Raw genomic sequence first — 15,571 nt, forward strand, 5'->3', positions numbered from 1 at the left:
ACGAATAAACACAACGAGCAGGAGACAAGACCATGAAGAAGAAAACCCTCATCGCCGCCGCAGCCATCCTGGCCACCGGCCCCGCCCTCGCCCAGTCGTCGCTCACGCTGTTCGGCGTGGTCGACGCGGGCGTCAGCCACTACCGCACCACCAGCAGTTCGTACAACCCGCTGCGCCCGGCCGAGCTGCGCCAGAGCCAGACCGTGCTGTCGCCCTCGGGCAATGCGTCGAGCCGCATCGGCTTTCGCGGCACCGAAGACCTGGGCGGGGGGCTGGCCGCAAGCTTCTGGCTGGAGGCACCGCTGAGCAACGACACGGGCGGCGGCATCACCAACTTCGGACGCCGCTCCACGCTGAGCCTCAGCGGCGCTTTCGGCGAAGTGCGCCTGGGCCGCGACTACACGGCCTCGTTCTGGAACGACGCCGTGTTCGACCCCTTCAGCGTCAACGGCGTGGGCACCAACCTGATCGCGGTGGTCAACAGCAACATCGCGGCTTCGCGTGCGCTGGCGACCGGCGGTCTTCTCAACGGCGGCCTTTCGGCGGGCACCGACAGCTACCTGCGCACGAGCAACGCCATTAGCTACTTCCTGCCGCCGAACCTGGGTGGCTTCTACGGCCAGGTGCAGTACGCGCTGCACGAGAACACCAAGGTCAGCAACGTGCCCGACAGCCCTTCGAAGCGCGGGCGCTACGTGGGCGGGCGCATCGGCTGGGCCAGCGGTCCGGCCGACGTGGCACTGGGCTACGGCGAGAGCACGCTGGCCAGCGCCGCCGCGCAGAGCGAGAAGATCAAGAGCATGAACGTCGGCGCCTCGTACGACTTCGGCGTGGTGAAGGTGTTCGGCGAATGGTCGCGCGTGCGTGATGTACGCAACAGCGCCACGCCGTTCTCCAGCGGCTCGCTGCGCCTGAGCGACCGCTACGACGGCCTCATGGCCGGCGTGAACGTGCCGCTGGGCGCGGGCGTGGTGCGCGCCTCGTATGCGCGCGTGCGCTTCGTGAACGGGCTGGGCCTGCCCGACGGCAATTCGTCGGTAAACAAGCTGGCGCTGGGCTACGTGCACAACCTGTCCAAGCGCACGGCGCTGTATGCCTCGGTGGCGCGCATCCACATCGCCAACGGCCGCAACAACCCGACGGTGATGGGCGTGACGCCGCTGGTGCTGAGCCTGCCGGCGATCTTTCCGCAGCCGGCCTATGCGACCACCAACGGCATGCAGCCGCACCGCGCGCTGGGCTACGACGTCGGCATCCGCATGGCGTTCTGACGGTCTGACCGCGGCGGCGCTGCCACCTCGGTGTGGCACGATCCACGGATGCTTCAACCGTCCCGCCGCATCCCGTACCGCACCTGGCCGGGCGCGCTCGCGATCCTCCTGGCCATTGCCGCGTATGTCGGCGGCCTGACCTTCTGGAACAACCACACGCCCGGCAGCCGGCCGCTGCCCACGGGCGAGACGGTGTCGGTCGGCCACGCGCGCTTCGAACCCGCACCGGGCTGGCAGATGGACGTGTCGCGCTCGAAGGCGGGGCAGTCGCTCATGCTCTTCAAGGGTGGCCACAAGTTCCTCGTGACCACGCGCCTGTGGATCGGCGGGCCCGGCGGCCCCATGGTGCGCCAGCAGCGGCTCATGGAGCGCGGCCAGGGCCTGACGGTCGAGGGCGACGTGTCCGACTTCGTCACCGGCTGGGGCCTGCAGGGCAAGACCTTCGCCTACTACGGCGCCAAGCTCGCCGGCCGCTTCTGGCAGGTGGTCGACACACAGCGCCGCTCGCTGGTGCAGATCGACGTGTACGGCCCCGCCGACGGCTTCAACGAAGCATTGGCCGACGCCCGCAGGATGCTCGACTCGATGGACCTGGAGGCACCGCTGTGAGCACCACGACCGAAGCCCCCACCGAAGCCATCGCCACGCAGGAAGACGCCGACTGGCCGATCGGCACCGACTCGTTCTTCCAGCCGCAGCGCGCCGCGTTCTGGCTGCTCGCGGCGCTGATCCTCAACGGTCTGTTCTACACGGTGTCGATGTTCTCGCTGGGCTTTCGCGTGGTGCCCGTCACCGCGCTGCTGGGCCTCTTGGTGTGGGGCGGCTACACGGCGGCGTTCGTCCTGTTCTTCCGCACGCTCGACCTGCTGGAGCAGCACCCGCCAGAGGCCTACGTGCTGGCCTTTGCATGGGGCGGGCTCGGTGCGGTGTACTTCGCCGCGCCGGCCAACATCGCCATCCAGAGCCTGTGCGCCAAGCTGGTGTCGCCGGAGTTCGTCGCGGTCTGGGGGCCGGCCATCGCGGGGCCGATCACCGAAGAATTCCTGAAGCTGGCCGGCGTGATCCTGCTGGTGCTGATTGCGCGCAACCAGTTCGAAACCTACCTGTCGGTGCTGATCGTCGGCGCCATGGCCGGGCTGGGCTTTCAGGTGATCGAGAACCTGAGCTACACGGTGAACAGCGCGGTGAACTTTCCGCTCGAGAACCAGGTGTATCCGGTGCTCTACCACCTGCTCATGCGCGGGCTTTTGAGTGGGCTGTGGAGCCATGCGGCCTACACCACGATCGCCTCGTTCGGCGTCGCGTGGTTCCTGCTGAACCCGCAGCGTTCGATGGCCGCGCGCATCGGCTGCGCGCTCTTCTACTTCGTGCTGGCCTGGGCCATGCACTTCATCTGGAACTCGCCGCTGCTCGAAGACCGCTTCGACGACGGCTTCGTCGGCATCGCGCTGCTGCTCATCGTCAAGGGCATCCCGGTGGTGATCGCCGCCGCCTTCGTGTGGCGCGCCGCCGCGCGCGAGAACGGCACCTACCTGCATGCGCTGGCCGCCTACTTCGTGCCGGAGCGCGAGCTGATCCGCGACGACGAATGGGTGCGCCTGGGCGCGCCGCTGCTGCGCTATCGCGTGCGGCGCGACATGGGCAAGGAGTTCGGCCAGCGCGCCCGCCGCCTGAAGGCGCAGCTGCAGCGCGAGCAGCTGCGGCTCATCCTCAAGGCCGGCACGCATGGGCGCGGGCCGCAGACGCTGCGCCATGAAGTGGCGGTGCGGCGCCTGCGGGCCGAACTCGATTTGCTCACCCGGCCGCAGGGCTGACGCTTTACTTCGCCGGCAGGTACAGCCGCGGATCGACCGCCTTGCCGCGGTAACGGATCTCGAAATGCAGCTTGGCGCGGCCGCCTTCGGCCGGACCGATCTCGGCGAGCTTCTGGCCGCGCTGCACGCGCTGGCCCTGCTTCACGCCCACGGTGCCCACGTTGGTGTAGATCGACATGTACGAGCCGCCGTGGTCGACCATGATCACGCTGCCGTAGCCGCGCATGGTTTCGGTCGCAGCCACCGAGCCGGCGCCGATCGAGTGCACAGGCTCGCCGCTGCTGCCGCTGATGTCGAGGCCCTTGTTGCTGTTGCCGTTGAAACCGGCGATGACCGCGCCTTGCGACGGCCAGCTCCAATCGCTGCGCCGCGATGCGGGCGGCACGACAGGGTCGCGCTCGCGAGGGACGGGCGCTGGCTTGGCTTTTTCTGCACTGCCGCTGCTGCTGCGCGGCGCGGGCGTTGCACCCGCCGACGCGGCACCGCCCGGCGGCACCACGCGCAGCACCTGGCCGGCTTCGAGCTGGTCGGGGTCCTTGATCTGGTTCCAGCGGGCAATCTCGGCCGTCGTGCGGCCGTGCCGCTGCGCGATGCGGTAGAGCGTGTCGCCCGTCTGCACGACGTATTCGCCGGGGCCCGCCACCGGCGTGCTCGGCGTGGTGGAACATGCGCCCACCAGCAATGCCGCCATCAACGCGGCGCATGCGCCCCATCTTCTCCCTGTCACAACCACGCGCTGAGTCCTTTCTGAATCGTCCGGATCACGCGACCTCGCAGGTCGAGGCGCGCCTGAACAATGCGGCAAGGCTACCAGCAGTCGTTGCGCGGACATTGCGCCCGCAGGAATGGCGCCCTATTTCTTCGGCTGCAGCAGCTGCTGCAGGTTCGCCATGTTCTCGTTCATCCGGTCCTGCACCACCTTCCAGCTGTTGTTGCGCGCCTGCGCTTCCAGCTGTGCCAGTTCGCGGAAGTTGTCGACGGCCTGCTGCACGCCACGCTGCGCGGCCTCGGTCTGTTTGGAGATCGCGTCCTTGCCGGTGGCGTCCTTTAGTGCGTCCTGCCACTGGGCCAGCGTGTCGCGCAGGATCTCGCCGCGCCGCTGCGCCAGCGACTGGATGCCTTCGTAGGCCTGCCGGTTGGCCTCGGCCAGTGCTTCCATGTCCTTGCGCTGCCACTCCACGAGCGCGCCGACGTCCACGCCGGGCAGCTTGAGCTGTTCGATCAGCTTGCCGAAATCTTCCATCGACGGCAGTGCCGTGGGGAAGAGAGGGCTGGTGTTGGCTGCGGTCTTGCTGGTTGCCATGAATTGCATCTCCTTGGGTGAATGAAATAGCGGAAAAAAATCAGGCCGGCGCGAACTGCGTGCGCGCGGCGGCGGCAGGCCGCATCACGCGCAGCAGCACCACGCCGGACAACAGCCACAGCCCGATCGCCAGGAACATGCTGTTGTTCGAACTGCCAGTGGCCGTGGTGATCCACGCGGTGATCACCGGCATCACGGCGGGCCCGAGGTTGCCCAGGCTGCTGATCAGCGCAATGCCGCCGGCCGCCGACTTGCGCGGCAGGTACTCGCTGATGGCCGCGAAGAAGATCGGCGTGTTGGCCGACTGGCCGATGCTCATCACCGCGAGCCCTGCCAGTGCCAGCACCAGGTTGCCACCGCTGAAGACGGCCACCAGCAGGCCGGCCGAGGCCAGCGCCACGCAGAAGAAGAAGTGCTTGCGCCGCTCCAGGTGCTTGTCGGAACTTCGGCCGACGAACACCATGCCGACGGCGCCGAAGACCGCCGGTATCGCGGACAACAAGCCGACCATGAACACATCGCCCACGCCCCAGTTCTTGATGAGCGTCGGCACCAGGAACACCAGCGTGTAATTGGCGCCCAGGAACAGGAAATACACGAAGGCCATCGTGAACACCTTGGGGTCGCGCAGCAGCGCCCAGAACGAGCCGTGCGAGGCGGTCTCCACAGCATGTGGCTCGTTGTCCAGGTGGTGGCGCAGCGCGAGCTTCTCGGAAGGCGAGAGCCAATTGGCCTGCTCGGGCTTGTCCTTCAGGTAGAAGAACGCGACGATGCCGAGCACCGAGGCCGGCAGGCCCTGCACCACGAACAGCCACTGCCATCCATGGTGCCCGCCCAGGCCGTTCATGTACTTCATGATCCAGCCCGACAGCGGGCCGGCCAGCAGGTAGCCGATGGCCGTGGCCGTCATGAAGATCGAGATCACCTTGCAGCGCCGCGCCGAGGGGTACCAGTAGGTGAGGTACAGGATGATCCCCGGGAAGAAGCCCGCCTCGAACGCGCCGAGCAGGAAGCGCAGCACATAGAACTGCGTGGTCGTCTCCACGAACATCATGGCCGAGGCCACGAGCCCCCAGCAGAACATGATGCGCAGCAGCGTCTTGCGCGCGCCGATCTTCTCGAGCATGAGGTTGCTCGGCACCTCGAAGAGAAAGTAGCCGATGAAAAAGATGCCCGCGCCCAGTGCATAGGCCTCGTTGCTGAAGGCCAGCGTCTGCTTCATCTGCAGCTGCGCGAAGCCGATGTTGATGCGGTCGATGAAGGCGACGATGTAGCAGAGGATCAACAGCGGCAGCAGGTGCCAGCTGACTTTCGAAAACAAAGCCTCGTCCGCCGCGTTGTACGGCGCGCGGGCGGGGGCCTGCGCAGAAGTGGGGGTCATGGTCTTGCTTCCTTGGGGGTCGGTCGATGAAGGGATCGTCGGGAAGGCTAGGCAGCAGCAGCGGTGGCGCGCTTGCCCTTGGCAGCGGTGGCCGGCTTGCGCGGCGCGCGGGGCTTCTTGCTGGCGGGCGCTGCAGTCGCAGCGACCGCACGCGGCTTGGACGCGGCCGGGGCCTTCGCACGGCGCGGGGCCTTGGCGGGCACGACCTCGGCCTCGGCCTCCTTCGCGACCGCTGGCTTGGCCGCGGCCTCGATGCTCGGCAGCCGCTCGATCTGCCGCAGCGCCGCGCGCAGGTGGCCGATCAGCTCGTACGACTCTTCCTGCGACAGGATGCGGCGGCAGGCCGTGAGGCCGAAGTCGAGCGAGCCCGCGTAGCTCTGCACCGTGATGTTCAGCGCACTGCCGTGGTACGGAATGGAGACGGGGTAGAAGTGCATCATCCGCGCGCCCGCCACGTAGAGCGTGGCGCCCGGGCCCGGCACGTTCGAGATCAGCACGTTGGCTGCGGGCGGCACGCGGCGCGCCAGGTTGGAACGGCCGTACAGCGAGGCCAGGCTGGTCATGAGCCAGGGCGAGCCGGTGATCGGCATGTCCACGCCGAGCACCGGCTTGAGCTCGCGCACCACGGCCTTGGCCGCTTCCGACGACGCATGGATCGCCTTGAAGCGCTCGGCCACATCGCCGATGTCGGTCGCCAGGTCGACGCGCACCATCGACACCTGGTTGTTCATCGAATCGTCGCCCTCCGCGCGCAGGCTCACGGGCACGCCGGCGATCAGCGCTTCTTTCGGCAGCAGGTTGCGCTCCTTGAGAAAGCGCGCGAGGGCCTCGCTGCACATCGCCATCACGATGGTGTTGACGGTGCCGCCCACGCGCTTGCCCAGCGCCTTCAGTTCGTCGAAGGGCAGCGACATCGTGCTGTACGAACGCTGGTTGGTGATGGCGTCGTTGAACATGCTCTTGGGCGCCATGCCCAGGCTCAGGCGGCGCTGGCCCTTGCCGGTCTGCTGGCTCGCGAGCACGCTGCCGGCCGCCGTGAGCGCGCGCGCGGCGGCCGGCAGCAGCTCGGCGAGCTTGCGGTACTGGCGCGCCGAGTTGGACACCGCCGCCTGCAGCAGCTCGGCCACGCCGAGCTGGTAGTGGTTGCCGCCGCCGCGCTTGCGGCGCGCGGGCCGCACCTCGCGCATCTGCGCCGTGGTGTCGTAGAGCACCTTGGCCAGCTCGGTGCCGGCCTTGCCGTCGACGCCGCTGTGGTGGGCCTTGGTGTAGAAGGCGACCTGGCCGTTCTCCAGCCCTTCGATGACGTACATCTCCCACAGCGGACGGCTGCGGTCGAGCAGGCTCGAATGCAGCCGCGCGACCAGGTGGTGCAGCTGCTCCATGGTGCCGGGGCGGCGCAGCGTGAGGCTGCGCACGTGGTAGTCGAGGTCGATGTCGTCGTCGTCGATCCACACCGGCTCGGCCAGTTCGAAAGGCATCTGCGCGAGCTTGCGCGTGAGCACCGACGCCAGGTGCAGCCGCTTGCCCAGCATGCCCTTCACGTCTTCGTAGTAGTCGCCCCGGTAGCCCTCGGGCAGGTCCAGGAGCATGAGGCTGCCGACGTGCATCGGCGTCTCGGGGGTTTCAAGGTGCAGGAACGACGCGTCCATGCTGCTCAGGTGGTCCATGGCGTGGCCTTTTTCGTCGGTGGGATGGGATGATGGGTGTCGCTCAGGCCGTGGCTGCAGCGACGGCCTGGTTGCGCAGCTCTTCGTCCACGAGGTCTTTCTTCGAGAGCTTGCCGACTGCCGTCTTGGGCAGCGCGGCGCGGATCTCCAGGGCCTGCACCATCTCGTGCTTGCCCACGCGCTCCTTGAGGAAGGCCTGCAGCTGCGCCAGCGTGAAGGGCTCGGCGCCCGCCTTGAGCATCACGAAGGCCTTGGGCGACTGGCCGCGGTACTCGTCGGGCACGCCGATCACGGCCACCTCGTTCACCGCGGGGTGCTGGTAGATGGCTTCTTCGAGCACGCGCGGATAGACGTTGTAGCCGCTGCACAGCAGCATGTCCTTGCAGCGGTCGACGATGAAGACGAAGCCGTCGTCGTCCATGTAGCCCACGTCGCCGGTGCGAAAGAAGCCGTCGCAGGTGGTGCTGTCGGCCGTGGCTTCGGGCTTGTTCCAGTAGCCTTTCATCACGTTGGGGCCCTGGATGCACAGCTCGCCCTTCTCGCCCAGCGGCACGTAGCGCGACGGGTCTTCGAGGTCGAGCATCTTGATGACCACGCCCGGGTGCGGAATGCCGCACGAGCCCGCCTTGCGCTGGCCGTGCGCGGGCGAGAAGGTGCCGGTGGGCGAGGTTTCGGTCATGCCCCAGCCTTCGGCGAGCCAGGTGCCGGTGACGGCGCGGAAGCGCTCGCCGACTTCCATCGGCAGCGGCGCGCCGCCCGAGTTGCACAGCTTGAGCGAGTGCAGGTCGTACTGCGGCGTGTCGGGATCGCTGATCACCGCGGTGAACATGGTGGGCACGCCGCAGAAGGTGGTGAGCTTCTTTTCGGCGATGTCGCGCAGCGCGGCCTTGGGATCGAAGCGCAGGTGCTGCACGATCTCGGCGGCCAGGCGCACGCCCAGCAGCAGGTTGACCGTGAGCGCGTAGATGTGAAAAGGCGGCAGCACCGCGAGCAGCCGCTCGGTGCCCATCTGCAGCACGGGGGGCGTGCCCGACTGCGTGATCACCACCTGCTCGCAGGCCGACGACAGGTTGGCGTGCGTGAGCATCGCGCCCTTGGGCAGGCCGGTGGTGCCGCCCGTGTACTGCAGGATGGCCAAGGCCTCGCGCGGATCGTCGATAGGGTGCGGCGTGTAGCGACCATCGTTGTCGAGCAGCTCGGAAAAACGCAGGTGGTGCTCGTCGCCGGAGATCTCGACCGTTTCGTTCTTCGCCTTCATCTGCGCCGCCACCTGCTCGGGCGCGCCGGTCATCTCGGCGAGGTTGCCGACGATGAGCTTCTTCAGGCGTGTCTTGCCGAGCATCGCGGCCATCTGCGGGTACAGCGACGCGAGGTCGAGCGTGATGAGGAAGTCGGTCTGGCTGTCCTGGATCTTGTGTTCGAGCACTCTTGCCGCATCGAGCGGCGAGTAGTTGACCACCGTGCCGCCCGCCTGCAGCACGCCGAACAGCGCGACCAGGTAGTGCGGCGTGTTGGGCAGGAACAGGCCCACGTGCACGCCGGGCCGCACACCCAGGGCCTGCAGCCCCTTGGCCGCGCGATCGACCAGCGCGCCTAGCTCGCGGTAGTTCAGGCGCTTGCCCATGAAGTCGATGGCCGGCCGGTCGGGGAAGCCGGCCACGGCGTCGGTCAATATCTGCTGGACCGAGGTGGGCGTGATCTCGTGGTCCCACGCCACGCCTTCGGGGTAGGAAGCCAGCCAGGGCTTGCTGTTCATGTGCGTCTCCAGAAAGTGAGTGAGTGACTGATGAAGCGGGTCAGGCGGCCTTGCGCACGTCGCGGTGCGGGTCGAGGTACAGCAGGCGGCGCAGGCCCTCGCGGCGGAAGGGCTTCCATTCGCCCTCGGGCTGTGCGAGCCGGTCGGCAATGGCATAGAGCACCACGGGGTTGTGGCCGAGGCCGCAGTGGCTGCCCTCGACCTCGATGTTTTCCGAAGTCGCGGTCTCGCGTTCGCGGCAGCCCTGCCAGGCCACGATGCCGTCGCTGCGGCTGTAGATGGCGCTGGCCGGCACGGGCGGCGGCGTGCGCATGCGTTCGCGCTCGGGCCAGTCCTCGACCTTGCGCTCGCTCACCCTCTCGTACAGCCGCCACGCATTGCTGGCGCGCGGCTCGCCCGCGAACGGACTGCCGAGCGTGATGACGCTGCGCACCTGCGAGGGCGCACGCCGTGCCAGCTCTCGTGCGAACACGCCGCCCAGGCTCCAGCCGACAATGCTCACCTTGCGCTGGTAGCGCTCGTGCAGCTCGGCCAGGCGGTCCTGCATCTGGTCTTCCACGCCGGGGCGCGGGCCGAGGTTGGGGCCGAGCTTCCATCCGTGCGCGCGGTAGCCGCGGTCGCGCAGGAAGGCGCGCAGCGGTTGCGTCGATGCATCGCTCGCCGAGAGGCCGGGCAGCACGAGCACCGGGTGCCCGTCGCCCGCGGGCGCCATGCGCAGCATCGGGGCCATGGTGAAGAACGCGGACAGCTCCGCCACGGCGCGCCACTCGAGCATCAGCAAATGACGGGACGGCGGGGCCATCGAAGAAGATTCGGTCATGGTCATCTCGGGAGTGGAGGGAAAGGAAAAAGGGAGAAAAAAAAGAGAGGAAGAAAAAGCCCGACGTGCAGTCGCGATGCACACGGCTGCCCGGTCGGGCGGTCGTTCGAGAGAGGATCGAGGTCGGGGAAAAGGGAAGGAACAGGCGACGCGCAACGGCGGCGCCCTGCCAGTGAGTCGGCTCGCATGCATGGTGTGAACCCGCCGCGTACGTCCAGTCCGTGCCGGGCATGCCGGCACGCGCGAGGTGCATCCATGTGTGGTCTGTCTCCTGTCGGCCTCGTCCGGGCCTTCAACGAGGCTCGGATCGGGCACTTTGTTTTGGTTGCTCCGGGCGCCATCTTTTCGCGACGGCGTCGACAAGAAAAGGTGCGATGCGACCACTTCGCGGTGATTTCGGGACGCGTGTGGAAACGACGCGCAGGGGCGGCTCACCACTGCGAACAGAGGTGTGGACCGACCGCCACATGCGCGACACGCGAACGCCGCACGAAGGCGCTCGCATGGGGATCAGCGTGGAAGTTCGCGATGCCCGATGCGGCATCGCCAGCAGAAGCTCAGGCTTTTGCCGCGCGGTAGTCCTGCGGGCTGCGGCCAGTCCAGCGCACGAAGGCGTGGCGGAAGTTCGAGGCGTCGCTGTAGCCCAGTCGCTCGGCGATTTCCTCGGTGGTCATGCGCGTGGTGCGCAGGTACTCGATGGCCAGCACGCGTCGCACATCGGCCAGGATGCCGCGGTAGGTCGTACCCTCGGTTTCGAGCCGCCGGCGCAAGGTGCGCGGATGGATCGACAGCTCCGAGGCCATCGGCTCGATGGTGGGAAAGCGCCACGGCATGTGGTCGATGAGCGTGCGCCGCACCACCGACGAGACACCGCCCGAGCGCGGCAGGTCGGTCAGCACCTGCTGGCACATCTCGCTCACCATCGCATGCGTGACCGAGTCGGGCAGCCGCGGCGGATGGTCGACCCACGGCGAGCCGATGCGCAGTTCGTCGCGCGGCTGCCCGAACGCCACGGGGCATCCGAACAGGGTGCGGTAGGCGCTCAGGTCTTCGGGCTCGGCAAAGCGCACATGCAATGCAGAGAGCCCGAACGAAGGACCGAAGAGATCGCGGCCCAGCCGCAGGTGCACCGCGAAGGCGAACTCGAGCGCGAAGCGGTACAGCGGGTCTTGCGGATCGGACGACAGCAGCACCTCGTAGGGCAGCACCGCGGTGCCACCGCTGCATGTGTACGACACCGGCCCGGCCACGGGGCCCATAACGCGGTTGTACTTGATGCTGAAGTCCATCAGGTCGGCATGCGTGGGACTGCTCAGCAACCCGTAGCCGTACATGCCGTAGGCCGTGAGGTGCATGCGAATGCCCGCGCGAAATGCGATGGTGGGGCCGGGCGCAAGACGCACCGCATTGCGGAAGACGATGGCCGCTTGCTCGTAGGAAATCCGCGTCGCGGGTGCGCGCAGTTGTTCTTCCGTCAGGCCGCTTCCGCTCAGGGTGTGTCCCGGTGTGATGCCTTCTTCGACCAGGGTGGCGACGATGGCTGCGACGCGCTGGGGTCCGTAGACGCGTGACGCGAAGTCGGGTGGCGAACGATGCACGGCGATTCAATCCCTTCAGAACACGTGCCTTCGATTGCAAAGCCGCCACTGGCTTCGCACTCCAAGGTCGTCGCAGGATATCGAAGCGTTCTGCCCGCGCAGACTCGGAGTTTCCCGATGGTGCGGAATTGTCCCGAAGTCACTCGCGGATGGTCTGTACGAACCTTTCTCGCTGCGGCACGCCACGGAAAGATCGTTGGCGAACCACCGGCGCGGCCGCAGGGCTCAAAGCGCAACGCGCGACGGTTGCCTTTCGCTTCTCTTCGTTTCTCTCCCCTTCCTTTTCATTTCCACGCACCATGCACCGCGACCTCGCCTCCACCCTGTTCGCTTCGTCCAATGGCATCGAGCTGGCGTATGACTGCTTCGGCGATCCGGCCGCGCCACCGCTGCTGTTGATCATGGGCCTGGGCACGCAGATGATTGCGTGGGATGAGGCCTTCTGCGAACGCCTTGCCGCGCGCGGCTACCGCGTGATCCGTTTCGACAACCGCGACATCGGGCTGTCCACGCGCCTGACCTTCGCGGGTATTCCCGACGTGGCGAAGCTGCTGGGGCAGGCCCTCGCCGGCGTGCCCGTGAGCGCATCGCAGGTGCCGTACACGCTGGCCGAGATGGCCGACGATGCCGTCGGCCTGCTCGATGCGCTCGACATTGAAAGCGCGCACATCGTCGGCGCATCGATGGGCGGCGCCATCGGCCAGGAGATCGCTCTGCGCCACCCGGCGCGCGTGCGCACGCTGGTGTCGATCATGGCGACCAGCGGCGCCCCCGATCTGCCGCCGCCCCACCCCCAGGCGCTGCAGGTGCTGCTCACGCCCACGCCGCTGGACCGCGCCGGCTACATCGCGCGCCAGCAGCAGGTGATGAAGGTGCTGCGCGCCGGGTCGCACCCGGACGAAGAAGCGCTCGATGCCGCACGCGCGGAACGCACCTTCGAACGCGGCCTGCACCCGGCCGGTTACGCGCGCCAGCTCGCGGCGATCATCGCCTCAGGCAGCCGCAGGGAGCGGCTCGCGTCGCTAAAGGTGCCGACGCTGGTGATCCATGGCGATGTCGATCCGCTGGTGCCGATCGAGTGCGGGAAGGACGTGGCGCGGCATGTGCCCGGCGCCACGATGGTGACCATCGAGGGCATGGGGCATGCGCTGCCGAAAGTGACGTGGACGCCGGTGATCGATGCGATTGCGGGGCACGCGGTTGCGGCCCGCTGATCGATCGGCCGGTTGATCAGTCGGGCATGCGCTCGCGGCTGCGGGCCTGCGCATGGCCCAGGAAGGCCCGCACGGGCTTGACGAGTACCGGCAGCGCCCCCGCCAGGTAATCGCCGCCCACATCGCCGGTCACGACCAACGCAGGCAGTTCCGCCTCGTTCAATGCGAGGCGCAGATCTGCGATGGCCTGGATGCCGCTCGCCTGCGCGCCGAGCCGCAAGTCGACCACAAGCGCATCGGGCCGGAAGCCCGACTGCAAGCAATGTGCGGCAGATGCCGCAGCGCCAAAGAAGATTCACGCATGTCGAAACAACGATTCCGTTGTTCGCGCTTGCCGCACGCCACCACAGAATTTGCGGCTTCCGGCATTGCCTGCCCACGTCACGAACGAACAGAGGAGTCCCCGATGAGCGACAGCGCGCCCCCTTCATCCATCGACACGCGCTTTGGCGATCTGCGCATCCGGCGCGTGGCGGGCCACATCGGCGGCGAGGTGCAGAACCTGAAGCTCTCGGCCGATTTGTCTGCGGAAGAGATCGCGCATGTCGAGGCCGCCCTCGTGAAGCACAAGGTGCTGTTCTTCCGCGGCCAGGACCATCTGGACGACGCCGCGCACCAGGCCTTCGGCGTGCGCTTCGGCCGCACGGTGGCGCATCCCACGGTGCCCTCGCCCACGGGCACGAAGCTCTTCGAGCTCGACGCCTCCAAGGGCGGCGGGCGCGCCGATTCGTGGCACACCGACGTGACCTTCGTCGATGCATTTCCCAAGATATCGATCCTGCGCGGCGTGAAGATTCCGGCCTACGGCGGCGACACCGTGTGGGCCAACACGGCCGTCGCCTACGAGCGCTTGCCCACGCAGCTCAAGCAACTGGCCGACCAGCTCTGGGCCGTGCACAGCAACGACTACGACTACGGCGCCGACCGCGTGGTGGTGGAAGAAGAGCGCCTGCGCCACCACCGCAACGTGTTCGTCTCGGCCGTGTACGAGGCCGAGCATCCGGTGGTGCATGTGCATCCGGTGTCGGGCGAGCGTGCGCTGCTGCTCGGGCATTTCGTGAAGAAGCTGGTGGGGCTGTCGAGTGCCGAGTCGGCGCGCCTCTTCGAGCTGCTGCAGAACCGCGTGACACGCCTGGAAAACACCGTGCGCTGGAGCTGGCAACAGGACGACGTGGCGATCTGGGACAACCGCGCCACGCAGCACTTCGCGATCAACGACTACGGCAACCAGGCGCGCCTGGTGCGCCGCGTGACGGTGCATGGCGAAGCCGCCGTGGCCATCGACGGTCAACGCAGCCGCACGCGCAGCCGGCCCGAGGCGACGAACGACGCGCGCATCGACGCAGTGATTTCCGCCACGGCCTGAATGAAGTCACCGCATCCCATGACACACCCCTCTCTCATCGGCCTGCAGCGGCGCAGCCTGCTCAAGACCTCGGCCGCGCTCGGCGCCGCATCGCTGCTCCCCGGACTTTCGGGCCTCGCCGCAGCGCAAGGCGGCGCGAAGAAATTTGCCGGCGTCACGCTGAACGTGTCGACCTTCAGCGCCACCTACCCCAAGCTGCTGCAGCAATGGCTGCCCGAGTTCGAGGCGCTCACGGGCGCCAAGGTGAACTTCGATGCGCCTTCATTCCCCGTCTACAACCAGCGCGTGGACCTGGAGCTCTCGACGCGCGGTTCGGCCTACGACGTGGTCAACGTCACCTTCATCTACTCGAGCCGCTGGATCAACTCGGGCTGGCTCACGCCGCTGGACGACTACATCCGCAACCCCAACCTCACCGGCACCGACTGGGACCTGAACGACTTCCTGCCCGGCGCACGCGCGCCCGAAACCGGCAAGGACGGCAAGCTCTACGGCATTCCCTGGACCGCCGAGGCGCTGCTCACGGCCTCGTCGCGCTTCGACCTGCTGGAGAAGGCGGGCTTCGCATTCCCCGACACCACCGACGACCTCGTGAAGGTGCTGCGCGCGGTCCACAAGAAAGAGCGCGTGGCCGGCTTCGTGGCCGACAACCACTACGGCTGGACCTTCGTGCCCTACCTGCACGCGTTCGGCGGCGACGTGTTCCGCAAGGCGCCCGACGACCTGTTCCCCACGCTCGACACGCCCGAGGCGATTGCCGCCGGCGAGTACTACGCGAACCTGCTGCGCGAGTTCGGCCCCGACGGCGCCATCACCTACCAGCCCGACCAGGTCACGCAAGCATTAAAGCTCGGCCGCGTGAACTTCACCGATGCGGGGCAGTTGCACCTCGCCCAACTGGGCGATGCGGCGACCAGCAAGACGCTGAAGACCGTCAAGTTCGGCCAGGTGCCCAAGGGGCCGGCCGGCCGCTTTCCGGGCACCGCGGTGCACGGCCTGGGCATTCCGGCCGGCTCGAAGAACAAGGAAGCGGCGTGGGCCTTCATTCAATGGGCGCTGAGCAAGCAGACCACGCGCAAGGCGGTGGCCGCGGGCTACGGCTCGCCGGCACGGCGCTCGGACATCGACTCGGCAGAGTTCCGCCAGAAGCAGGTCATCAACGGCAGCGATCTGGCCAAGCTCTCGCTCGACGCCATCGAGCTGGCCTCGAAGACGGGCCACATGAAGTACCGCACCGTGTCGGTCTATCCGCAGATCGATCAGCAACTGAACAAGGCCATCGAACTGATCGCGAGCAACCAGCTGTCGGCCAAGCAGGCGTTCCAGCAGGCGCAGGCGAATTCGATTGCCGAACTCAAGCGCGCCGGCATCAAGCTGTGAG

Annotated in this window: 14 protein-coding genes; 6 read left to right on the top strand and 8 right to left on the bottom strand. The window is 67.6% G+C overall.

The genetic code is table 11. From position 1 onward, the window contains the following. Positions 1-32 precede the first annotated feature (32 nt). The 3 genes from RZE79_RS25000 to RZE79_RS25010 are packed head-to-tail and all read left to right on the top strand — an operon-like array spanning position 33 to position 3,085. Positions 33-1,271, top strand: coding sequence for a porin (locus RZE79_RS25000; protein WP_319357279.1), 1,239 nt, complete (start codon positions 33-35; stop codon positions 1,269-1,271). A gap of 48 nt (positions 1,272-1,319) precedes the next feature. Continuing rightward, positions 1,320-1,880, top strand: a complete 561-nt coding sequence (locus RZE79_RS25005) for a hypothetical protein (protein ID WP_319357280.1) — start codon at positions 1,320-1,322, stop codon at positions 1,878-1,880. Then, positions 1,877-3,085, top strand: coding sequence for a PrsW family intramembrane metalloprotease (locus RZE79_RS25010; RefSeq protein ID WP_319357281.1), 1,209 nt, complete (start codon positions 1,877-1,879; stop codon positions 3,083-3,085). Before RZE79_RS25005 ends, RZE79_RS25010 begins: the two co-directional genes overlap by 4 nt. 4 nt (positions 3,086-3,089) lie before the next feature. Here the strand turns inward: RZE79_RS25010 and RZE79_RS25015 are convergent, their stop codons facing one another. The 7 genes from RZE79_RS25015 to RZE79_RS25045 form a co-directional block, all read right to left on the bottom strand. Beyond that, the gene (locus RZE79_RS25015; RefSeq protein ID WP_319357282.1) at positions 3,090-3,776 is read right to left on the bottom strand and encodes a peptidoglycan DD-metalloendopeptidase family protein; all 687 of its coding nucleotides are present in this window, start codon (positions 3,774-3,776) and stop codon (positions 3,090-3,092) included. Positions 3,777-3,938: 162 nt separating this feature from the next. Then, positions 3,939-4,388, bottom strand: coding sequence for a TIGR01841 family phasin (gene phaP, locus RZE79_RS25020; RefSeq protein WP_319357283.1), 450 nt, complete (start codon positions 4,386-4,388; stop codon positions 3,939-3,941). A 40-nt stretch (positions 4,389-4,428) separates the two neighbouring features. After that, the gene (locus RZE79_RS25025) at positions 4,429-5,769 is read right to left on the bottom strand and encodes an MFS transporter (protein ID WP_319357284.1); all 1,341 of its coding nucleotides are present in this window, start codon (positions 5,767-5,769) and stop codon (positions 4,429-4,431) included. Positions 5,770-5,816: 47 nt separating this feature from the next. Beyond that, positions 5,817-7,436, bottom strand: a complete 1,620-nt coding sequence (locus RZE79_RS25030; RefSeq protein WP_319357285.1) for a wax ester/triacylglycerol synthase family O-acyltransferase — start codon at positions 7,434-7,436, stop codon at positions 5,817-5,819. Between the two features lie 43 nt (positions 7,437-7,479). Next, positions 7,480-9,192, bottom strand: a complete 1,713-nt coding sequence (locus tag RZE79_RS25035) for a long-chain fatty acid--CoA ligase (RefSeq protein WP_319357286.1) — start codon at positions 9,190-9,192, stop codon at positions 7,480-7,482. A gap of 40 nt (positions 9,193-9,232) precedes the next feature. After that, positions 9,233-10,012 (bottom strand): alpha/beta hydrolase, encoded by a 780-nt coding sequence (locus RZE79_RS25040; protein WP_319357287.1) that lies wholly within the window; start codon positions 10,010-10,012, stop codon positions 9,233-9,235. 557 nt (positions 10,013-10,569) lie between these two features. Next, positions 10,570-11,610 carry an AraC family transcriptional regulator gene (locus RZE79_RS25045; RefSeq protein ID WP_319357288.1) on the bottom strand — a complete coding sequence of 347 codons (1,041 nt, stop codon included), beginning with the start codon at positions 11,608-11,610 and terminating at the stop codon, positions 10,570-10,572. A gap of 299 nt (positions 11,611-11,909) precedes the next feature. Between RZE79_RS25045 and RZE79_RS25050 the strand changes: the two genes are divergently transcribed. Then, on the top strand, positions 11,910-12,824 hold the full coding sequence (locus RZE79_RS25050; RefSeq protein ID WP_319357289.1) for an alpha/beta fold hydrolase: 915 nt from the start codon (positions 11,910-11,912) through the stop codon (positions 12,822-12,824). A gap of 16 nt (positions 12,825-12,840) precedes the next feature. Here the strand turns inward: RZE79_RS25050 and RZE79_RS25055 are convergent, their stop codons facing one another. After that, positions 12,841-13,083 (bottom strand): hypothetical protein, encoded by a 243-nt coding sequence (locus RZE79_RS25055; RefSeq protein WP_319357290.1) that lies wholly within the window; start codon positions 13,081-13,083, stop codon positions 12,841-12,843. A 147-nt stretch (positions 13,084-13,230) separates the two neighbouring features. Between RZE79_RS25055 and RZE79_RS25060 the strand changes: the two genes are divergently transcribed. Together RZE79_RS25060 and RZE79_RS25065 are read left to right on the top strand one after the other, a co-directional pair. Further along, entirely contained in the window at positions 13,231-14,190 is a 960-nt protein-coding gene (locus tag RZE79_RS25060; RefSeq protein WP_319357291.1) for a TauD/TfdA family dioxygenase, read from the top strand. Between the two features lie 18 nt (positions 14,191-14,208). Further along, positions 14,209-15,570 (top strand): substrate-binding domain-containing protein, encoded by a 1,362-nt coding sequence (locus RZE79_RS25065; RefSeq protein WP_319357292.1) that lies wholly within the window; start codon positions 14,209-14,211, stop codon positions 15,568-15,570. Position 15,571: the final 1 nt, after the last annotated feature.

The sequence above is a fragment of the Variovorax sp. EBFNA2 genome (genome assembly GCF_033802765.1).
In the GTDB taxonomy this organism is placed as follows: Bacteria; Pseudomonadota; Gammaproteobacteria; order Burkholderiales; family Burkholderiaceae_C; genus Variovorax; species Variovorax paradoxus_H.